Origin of the sequence: Methanobrevibacter sp. (assembly GCF_045539575.1) — an archaeon.
Classification (GTDB): domain Archaea; phylum Methanobacteriota; class Methanobacteria; order Methanobacteriales; family Methanobacteriaceae; genus Methanocatella.
This window is the reverse complement of the sequence record NZ_JAZQFM010000042.1, coordinates 1-7,348: the sequence shown is the minus strand read 5'-3', so window position 1 is coordinate 7,348 and position 7,348 is coordinate 1. Positions and strand designations below refer to the sequence as shown.

The following is a 7,348-nucleotide window of genomic DNA, read 5'->3' as shown; positions in this document are numbered from 1 at the left end:
CATCATCATTCTTATCCATTTTAGTAGGATAAATCCTAATTTTAAGAACTTTTTTAACAAATTTCATTTTTCTAAACCATTGAATACATTATTCATTTACAAATGATATTATACTATATCTAATGTAATAGCATATAAACTTATACCAAGAGCAAATGAAGAGTATTCACTCGAAAGAAAATTATAATAAAAATGTACACCTAAAGCCAAGATGAACAAAAAAAATAGAAATAAGCAATATTGAAACAAATAAACACTTAAAAAAAGGTATTTACAACAGTATACCCAAACTTGCGATTCATCCTCGACTTAAGAAGTCGAGGTATTCTCGCATTTTTAAGATAAAACTATTGCAAACAACACCACAACAACAATAATGGCCAGAATCCAATTGACAAAACCATATATCAGGGCTCCTATGAAAAGAATGGCCAGATACACTAATGTTGCCACATTGCTTGAATGATATATTGAATTTATTCTTCCGATATCATGATTTTTTACCTTAAACCCACAGTTGCTGCAGACAGGTTCCTGGGGGTTTAGAATTTTGTTACATTTTGGACATCTTTGTACACTCATAATTAAATATTTGTCCAATTATCATTAAATATTTTATATACCAAAATCAAATATTCAACTAGATTATTGTATGGTGGTTTAATTTTATGCAAAAAATTATAAATGCACATTGTCATATCTATCCTGAAAAGATAGCGGATAAAGCGGTAGTTGGAATTAGAGATTTTTATGATTTGGACATGTCATTGAACGGAAAGCTGGATGACCTGATAAATGACGGAAACAAGGTTGGAGTAACACACTATCTGGTTCACTCTGTTGCTACAACACCAAAACAGGTTAAATCAATCAATGAATTTATTGCCGAATCCGTCAATGCTCATCCTGATTTGTTCACAGGTTTTGGAACACTTCACCCTGACAGTGAAGACATTCAGGGAGATTTCGATTACTTGATTGAGTTAGGCCTTAAGGGAGTCAAGTTACATCCTGACTTTCAGCAGTTTGCAATGAATGAGGAACGTGCATTTAAAATAGGCGAGGTTGTAAGCAAAGGAAATGTTCCGATGCTTGTTCACTGCGGAGATTACAGATACAATTATTCAAATCCGGAACATATTAAACCATTTTTAGACAAATTCCCTGAAATAACATTTATCGGCGCTCATTTTGCAGGATGGAGCGTATGGGAGGAAGCTACCGAAAAGCTAGCCGGAACACCTAACCTCTATGTTGATTTAAGTTCCAGCTTATATGACCTGTCACCCGAAACCGCTCTTGAACTGATTCATGCATATGGTGCAGACAGGGTATTATGGGGAACAGACTACCCTATGTGGGAATCTGAAAGTGAAATGGAATACTTCAACAAGATAGATTTGACCAATGAGGAAAGGTCCATGATTCTATACGATAATGCGGCCAAAATCTTAGGTCTTGACTGATTTTTATAAAATAAAACTAAAAAATAGAGTTGGCTACATCCGTAGTCAACAAAAATAATATTACTCTTTTTTAAATGCATTGACGGCAGGCGGAGTCAATAAACCGTCCTCAATCATCTGATTTACTTCATCCCAGCTGAACCAACCGTATTCATCATGCTCTTCACTTATAGCAACTTCATCATTTTCACAAGTTACTTTCATGATCAATTGGATTGATTTGACTTCTTCGCCGGTTTTGCATGCTGTATAGTCATTTCTGACAACATTGTAAAGTGAAACGACATCGATTTCAAGGCCTGTTTCTTCCATATATTCCCTTTTAAGTGCATTGTCAAAAAATTCACATTTTTTAACTTTTCCGCCAGGAATTTCCCATTTTCCAGCATCATGGGCGGATTTGGACCTGATTTTTAAAAGCAAAACCTTATCGTTGAGCTCGCAAATTCCACGAACAGTCAAACCCCACATTGTAGACATAGTATCTTCCTAAAAAAAATAGTAAAAAAGGAGTAGAACTCCCTTATTTTTTCATTGCTTTTTCAACAGCCACTGCAACAGCTACGGATGCACCGACCATTGGATTGTTTCCCATACCTATTAATCCCATCATTTCAACGTGAGCAGGTACGGAAGATGATCCTGCAAACTGTGCATCGGAGTGCATTCTTCCCATGGTATCGGTCATACCGTATGAAGCAGGTCCTGCAGCCATGTTATCAGGGTGCAGGGTTCTTCCTGTTCCTCCTCCTGAAGCAACGGAGAAGTATTTTTTGCCTTGTTCTATGCATTCTTTTTTGTATGTTCCTGCAACAGGATGTTGGAAACGTGTTGGATTGGTTGAATTGCCTGTGATGGACACGTCAACTCCTTCCAGATGCATGATTGCTACACCTTCACGCACATCATCGGCACCGTAACATCTGACTTTTGCCCTTTCACCATCGGAATATGCTTTTTCACGTACTACTTTCACTTCTCCTGTGAAGTAATCAAATTCTGTTTGAACGTAAGTGAATCCGTTGATTCTTGAAATGATTAATGCTGCGTCTTTTCCAAGACCGTTTAATATTACTCTTAATGGTTTTTCCCTTACTTCATTTGCTGAGTTTGCAATTCCTATTGCTCCTTCAGCTGCTGCAAAACTTTCGTGACCTGCAAGAAATGCGAAACATTCACTTTCATCGCTTAAAAGCATTGATGCAAGGTTACCATGACCGAGCCCTACTTTTCTGTCATCGGCTACACTTCCAGGAATACAAAATGCCTGAAGACCTTCACCAATAGCTTTTGCAGCATCGGATGCCTTTTCGCATCCCTGCTTAACAGCTATTGCCGCACCGAGTGTGTATGCCCAGCATGCATTTTCAAAACAAATAGGCTGAACTCCCTTAACGATTTCATAAGGGTCAAATCCTTTGTCAAGACAAATTTGTTTTGCTTCTTCAAGGTCTTTAATACCATATTTTTCTAAAACAGGAATGATTTGATCGATTCTTCTTTCATAACTTTCAAATAAACTCATAATATCACTCCTTTCTAGGGTCTATTTTTTTAGCTGCATCATCAAATCTGCCGTATTGGCCGGTTGCCTTTTCAATTGCTTCTAGAGGTTCAACGCCATCTTTGATTGCATCCAACATTACACCCAAGTTAATGTATTTGTATCCTATGATTTCATCATCTTCATCAAGTCCGATTTCAGTAATGTAACCTTCAGTTAACTCTAAATATCTTGGACCTTTTTCTTTTGTTGAGAATATTGTTCCAACCTGGCTTCTGTGTCCTTTTCCTAAATCTTCAAGACCAGCACCAATTTGAAGTCCTCCTTCTGAAAATGCGGATTGGGTTCTTCCATAAACGATTTGCAGGAATAATTCACGCATTGCAGTGTTAATCGCATCACAAACAAGGTCTGTGTTTAAAGCTTCAAGAATGGTTTTTCCAACAAGTATCTCACCAGCCATTGCAGCTGAATGTGTCATGCCTGAACAGCCAAGAGTTTCAACTAATGCTTCTTCAATAATTCCATCTTTAACATTCAATGTCAGCTTGCAGCATCCTTGTTGCGGTGCACACCAGCCAATTCCATGAGTAAAACCTGAAATGTCAGATATCTCTTTTGCTTTTACCCATTTTCCCTCTTCAGGTATTGGAGCAGGTCCATGGTTAGCACCTTTGCGAACTGGACACATATTTTGAATTTCTGTTGAATATATCATTATTTTTCTCCAAAAAATTTTAATAATAATATTTATTTACCTTTTTTATTAAGTATTTTTTGAAATATATAAAATTCAAATTTAAAAGCATAATTATAATTTAAAAGCATAATTATACCTTAAAATCAATATTCAAGTATTTTAAACTATTTATTTTAAATAATATTGGAAAATATATAATATTAGTAGGTTTTGGCCTCTTAAATGAAATACTATACAATCGAAAGGATGATTTTAACATGAAATTTGATAACATTAAGTTTTTAATAAGCTTAATCATTGAGATAATCAAAATCATCATAATGATTTTAAAATAGATTATCTTTCTTATGTATTTGACTGTTGAACACAAAGGAAATTAGGATCAGTATTTCTCCCTAGAGGAATCCTCCCTACAATCAAAATCACAAATAATATATATCGAAAAAAATAAATTATTTTTTAAGTTGAAATCAACTTATCGATTGTAAAATTAAGTTAGAATCTTTTGATTCTAACTTATTTAATTTAACTTTTTTTAAATATAAAATTCAATTAGTAATTATTAAGTATTATGAAAATTATAATTTTTTTTAGGTGAGTAGTTATGGATTTCATATTAGTTCTAGCAAAAATCGAACCTAAAGAAGGTTGTCAAGACAGCATCATAGAAGTTTCAAAAGATTTAATCTTTGAAACACTGCAGGAAGACGGCAATATTGATTACCAACTGTTGCAATCAATAGAAGAAGACACATTAACTTTTGTTGAAAAATGGGAATCCCCTGATGCCTTGAAAAAACATATGGCTTCACCACATTTCCTTAACTTTGGGGAAGAAAGTGAAGAATTTATTGAAAATATGACTATTCAAGTTATAGCTGCTGATGAACTCAGCCTATAATTCTATTTTTTTATTTTTTTAAACCATTATTCGCTAAATTTAAAAACTTTTTTTGATTGAAAAAATATAATATTCAAATTAAACAAAATATCATCATGAATATTTTTGTAAACTGCGACAAGAACAATGAACTTTCCCTAGAAATTCAGGACAGGATAATCCAAATTTCAGAAAGCCTGGATTTGGAAGTTGTTGATGACATCAACACCTCAGACATTATCATTTCCATAGGAGGCGACGGCACATTTCTAAAGACCTCAAGAAAATCCGGGGAAAAGCCTATCATCGGAATCAACACCGGAACACTTGGATATCTGACTGAAATCAATCCCGAAAATATTGAACAGGCACTTAAAAATCTCATTGACGGCAAGTACCATATTGAAAACAGAATGATGCTTGAAGGCGAAATTGTAAGGGCGAATGGAGAAAGCGTCAAGATTCCACAGGCATTGAATGAAATCGGAATCTCAAAAAACATTATCGGGGTTGTCAGATTTGACGTGCTTGTCAACGGAAAACTGATCAATTCCTATACTGCAGACGGCATACTCGTATGCACACCTACAGGTTCAACCGCATATAACCTGTCCTGCGGCGGCCCGATAGTGGATCCTACTGCAGAGATAATCACATTAACACCAATAGCTCCCCACACAATAATAAACAGAAGCATTGTCCTTGCCGACGACTCAACTGTGGACATTAAAATAACAGAACTGAGGGAAAACACATCTTCATACGTATTATCGGACGGAAAACCTATCGAAGTGTTCAGCGCAGATACCGTAAGAATCAAAAAATCAGATAAGGTTACAAAAATAATAAAATTAGAGGATAGAAGCTTTATCGACACTATCCGTGAAACAATCAATTAACTGTAATGCAATCGTTAGGACAAATTGCCATGCAGACCTTGCAGCTCTTGCATACCTGAGCATCACGAACTGTTGATACTCCCTCTACAAGGATTAAAACATTATTCGGGCAAGCTATTGAACATTTTTCGCAACCGTCACAGTCATCAGCGTTGATGTCAATGTGTGAGTCCTCAATTACTTCTTCTTTTTTCTCTTTCTTATTTCTTTTAAATAATGAACCTAAACCCATAAAGTTAGTTTATTAAAAATAGTAAATAAATTTAGTTATTTCAACTGACTGCAATTGTATTCAATGATAAAAAAAATAGTAAAAAATAGGTTTAGAATTTTAAACCTAATTCGTAAGCTTCTTTTAATTTGTCCTCTTGCTCTTCAGCAACGATTCCTGCAGGGCCTGCTGAACCTGCATCAACATGACCGATTACATCATATCCCATGAATGTGAACGGTGAGAATTTGGTGAGTTCGATATAGTCTGCGTAGGTTCCTTCAGGCTGGTTTTCTGTAAATATCAATGCAGCCTTACCGGATAAGCTTTTATCAGGGTTTTGTCCGATTGCATAGAATCTGTCAATGATCAGTTTACCCTGTGCAGTCATCTGGCCGTAGTAGATTGGAGTTGCAAAGATTACGCCGTCTGCTGCTACAAGATCGTCAATGATTTTGTTTCCGTCATCTGCCCTTACACATTCAGGATGTTCAGCGCAGTACATGCATGCTTTACATGGTGCGATGTCACAGCCTTCCAGGAAGTATTTTACTACTTCCCCACCGTTTTCTTCAATTCCTTTAATCATTTCGTCCATCAGTACGTCACAGTTTCCGCCTTTTCTAGGGCTTGCTTGAAGTGCTACAATTTTCATTCAACTACTCTCCTTTTGTTTAATTATACTATATTCTTTTTGATTAATTATTTAAATCTATTCAACAAAAATACTAATATGAAATTGTCAAAGTCCAAGGTTAATTCCTATCTGAAGTGTCCCCGTGAATTCAAGTTTCAATACATTGATGAAATCGAATCAAAACCGAACAAGTACATGGAATTGGGAAGCGACGTTCACCTGATAGCTGAAAAGTTCACTGACAGGTTTGAAGATGATTTGGATGACATTGACATCAACAATGAATTGATCAAGATTGCAAACGAATTGGACATAGGATATGGCCTTGATACACATATTGACAATTTATCTCTTTTTTTTAAAGAGGTCTTTGTGGACAATGACTACAAGCTGTTTTCAAATGAGGAATACCTTATTGACAAAAAGCACAGGTTTTCAGGAATCTGCGACATCATTTTAGAGGATGAAAACGGCCATCTGGTCGTGATAGACTATAAAACCAGCAATTCAAATTCATTTTCAAAATACCGTCTTGAACTGTGCTACTACAAGCTGCTTGTCGAAAACGTATATCACAGGCGGGTTTCCAGCGTTGGAGTGTTCTTTACCAAAAACGGCCGTTTGAGATTGCTTGATGTCAGCGATAATGAAAACAAACGTAAATACTTAAGCTATTCTGAAATTGATGAAGCCATTGATACAATGTATGATGTGCGTGACAGAATAAACAGAAAGGAGTTTCCCAAAAAAGAACAGTATTTATGCAGATACTGTACATATAAGGAACTCTGCAAAGACGAGTTCTACTTTTTCAGATAATTAGTAATATATTTTAATAAAATAATATTAAAAAATTTAGGTATACCTAAAAATTTATATAATATCTTGCAACCGATGCAATCATAGAGTATTCAGATGACTTTTTCTCAATTTGCTTTCCGGAAATTAATCTTTCCATATCCAGAGCCTTTTCATCATGGAAATATTCAGGAAACTTTTTTGAAATGTTTACCCTTGCGGTTAACGGAATGAACAATGTATCCTCTACACC

At 35.4% G+C, this 7,348-nt stretch carries 10 protein-coding genes and 1 pseudogene; 4 read left to right on the top strand and 7 right to left on the bottom strand.

Features of this window, described 5'->3' with window-relative positions; translation table 11 throughout:
- Positions 1–336: 336 nt before the first annotated feature.
- The gene (locus tag ACKI30_RS05705) at positions 337–582 is read right to left on the bottom strand and encodes a hypothetical protein (RefSeq protein WP_407410656.1); all 246 of its coding nucleotides are present in this window, start codon (positions 580–582) and stop codon (positions 337–339) included.
- 86 nt (positions 583–668) lie between these two features.
- Between ACKI30_RS05705 and ACKI30_RS05700 the strand changes: the two genes are divergently transcribed.
- Entirely contained in the window at positions 669–1,466 is a 798-nt protein-coding gene (locus ACKI30_RS05700) for an amidohydrolase family protein (protein ID WP_407410654.1), read from the top strand.
- A 60-nt stretch (positions 1,467–1,526) separates the two neighbouring features.
- Here ACKI30_RS05700 and ACKI30_RS05695 read toward each other — a convergent pair whose 3' ends face one another.
- The 3 genes from ACKI30_RS05695 to ACKI30_RS05685 are packed head-to-tail and all read right to left on the bottom strand — an operon-like array spanning position 1,527 to position 3,688.
- Positions 1,527–1,946 carry an NUDIX domain-containing protein gene (locus tag ACKI30_RS05695; protein WP_407410652.1) on the bottom strand — a complete coding sequence of 140 codons (420 nt, stop codon included), beginning with the start codon at positions 1,944–1,946 and terminating at the stop codon, positions 1,527–1,529.
- A gap of 43 nt (positions 1,947–1,989) precedes the next feature.
- Entirely contained in the window at positions 1,990–2,991 is a 1,002-nt protein-coding gene (locus ACKI30_RS05690; protein WP_295159981.1) for a GGGtGRT protein, read from the bottom strand.
- A 4-nt stretch (positions 2,992–2,995) separates the two neighbouring features.
- Positions 2,996–3,688, bottom strand: coding sequence for an iron-sulfur cluster assembly scaffold protein (locus ACKI30_RS05685; RefSeq protein WP_295159984.1), 693 nt, complete (start codon positions 3,686–3,688; stop codon positions 2,996–2,998).
- A gap of 586 nt (positions 3,689–4,274) precedes the next feature.
- Here ACKI30_RS05685 and ACKI30_RS05680 point away from each other — a divergent pair.
- Positions 4,275–4,571: a putative quinol monooxygenase gene (locus ACKI30_RS05680; protein WP_407410649.1), complete on the top strand. Its 297-nt coding sequence runs from the start codon at positions 4,275–4,277 to the stop codon at positions 4,569–4,571.
- A 95-nt stretch (positions 4,572–4,666) separates the two neighbouring features.
- On the top strand, positions 4,667–5,449 hold the full coding sequence (locus ACKI30_RS05675; protein WP_407410647.1) for an NAD(+)/NADH kinase: 783 nt from the start codon (positions 4,667–4,669) through the stop codon (positions 5,447–5,449).
- Here the strand turns inward: ACKI30_RS05675 and ACKI30_RS05670 are convergent.
- On the bottom strand, positions 5,442–5,681 hold the full coding sequence (locus ACKI30_RS05670) for an ATP-binding protein (protein ID WP_292740951.1): 240 nt from the start codon (positions 5,679–5,681) through the stop codon (positions 5,442–5,444). The two genes, ACKI30_RS05675 and ACKI30_RS05670, sit on opposite strands and share 8 nt — an antisense overlap.
- 91 nt (positions 5,682–5,772) lie before the next feature.
- Positions 5,773–6,315, bottom strand: a complete 543-nt coding sequence (locus ACKI30_RS05665; RefSeq protein ID WP_407410645.1) for a flavodoxin family protein — start codon at positions 6,313–6,315, stop codon at positions 5,773–5,775.
- Positions 6,316–6,393: 78 nt separating this feature from the next.
- Between ACKI30_RS05665 and ACKI30_RS05660 the strand changes: the two genes are divergently transcribed.
- The gene (locus ACKI30_RS05660; protein WP_407410643.1) at positions 6,394–7,116 is read left to right on the top strand and encodes a RecB family exonuclease; all 723 of its coding nucleotides are present in this window, start codon (positions 6,394–6,396) and stop codon (positions 7,114–7,116) included.
- Positions 7,117–7,162: 46 nt separating this feature from the next.
- Here the strand turns inward: ACKI30_RS05660 and ACKI30_RS05655 are convergent.
- A pseudogene (locus ACKI30_RS05655) lies at positions 7,163–7,348 on the bottom strand (class I SAM-dependent methyltransferase); the annotation flags it as partial.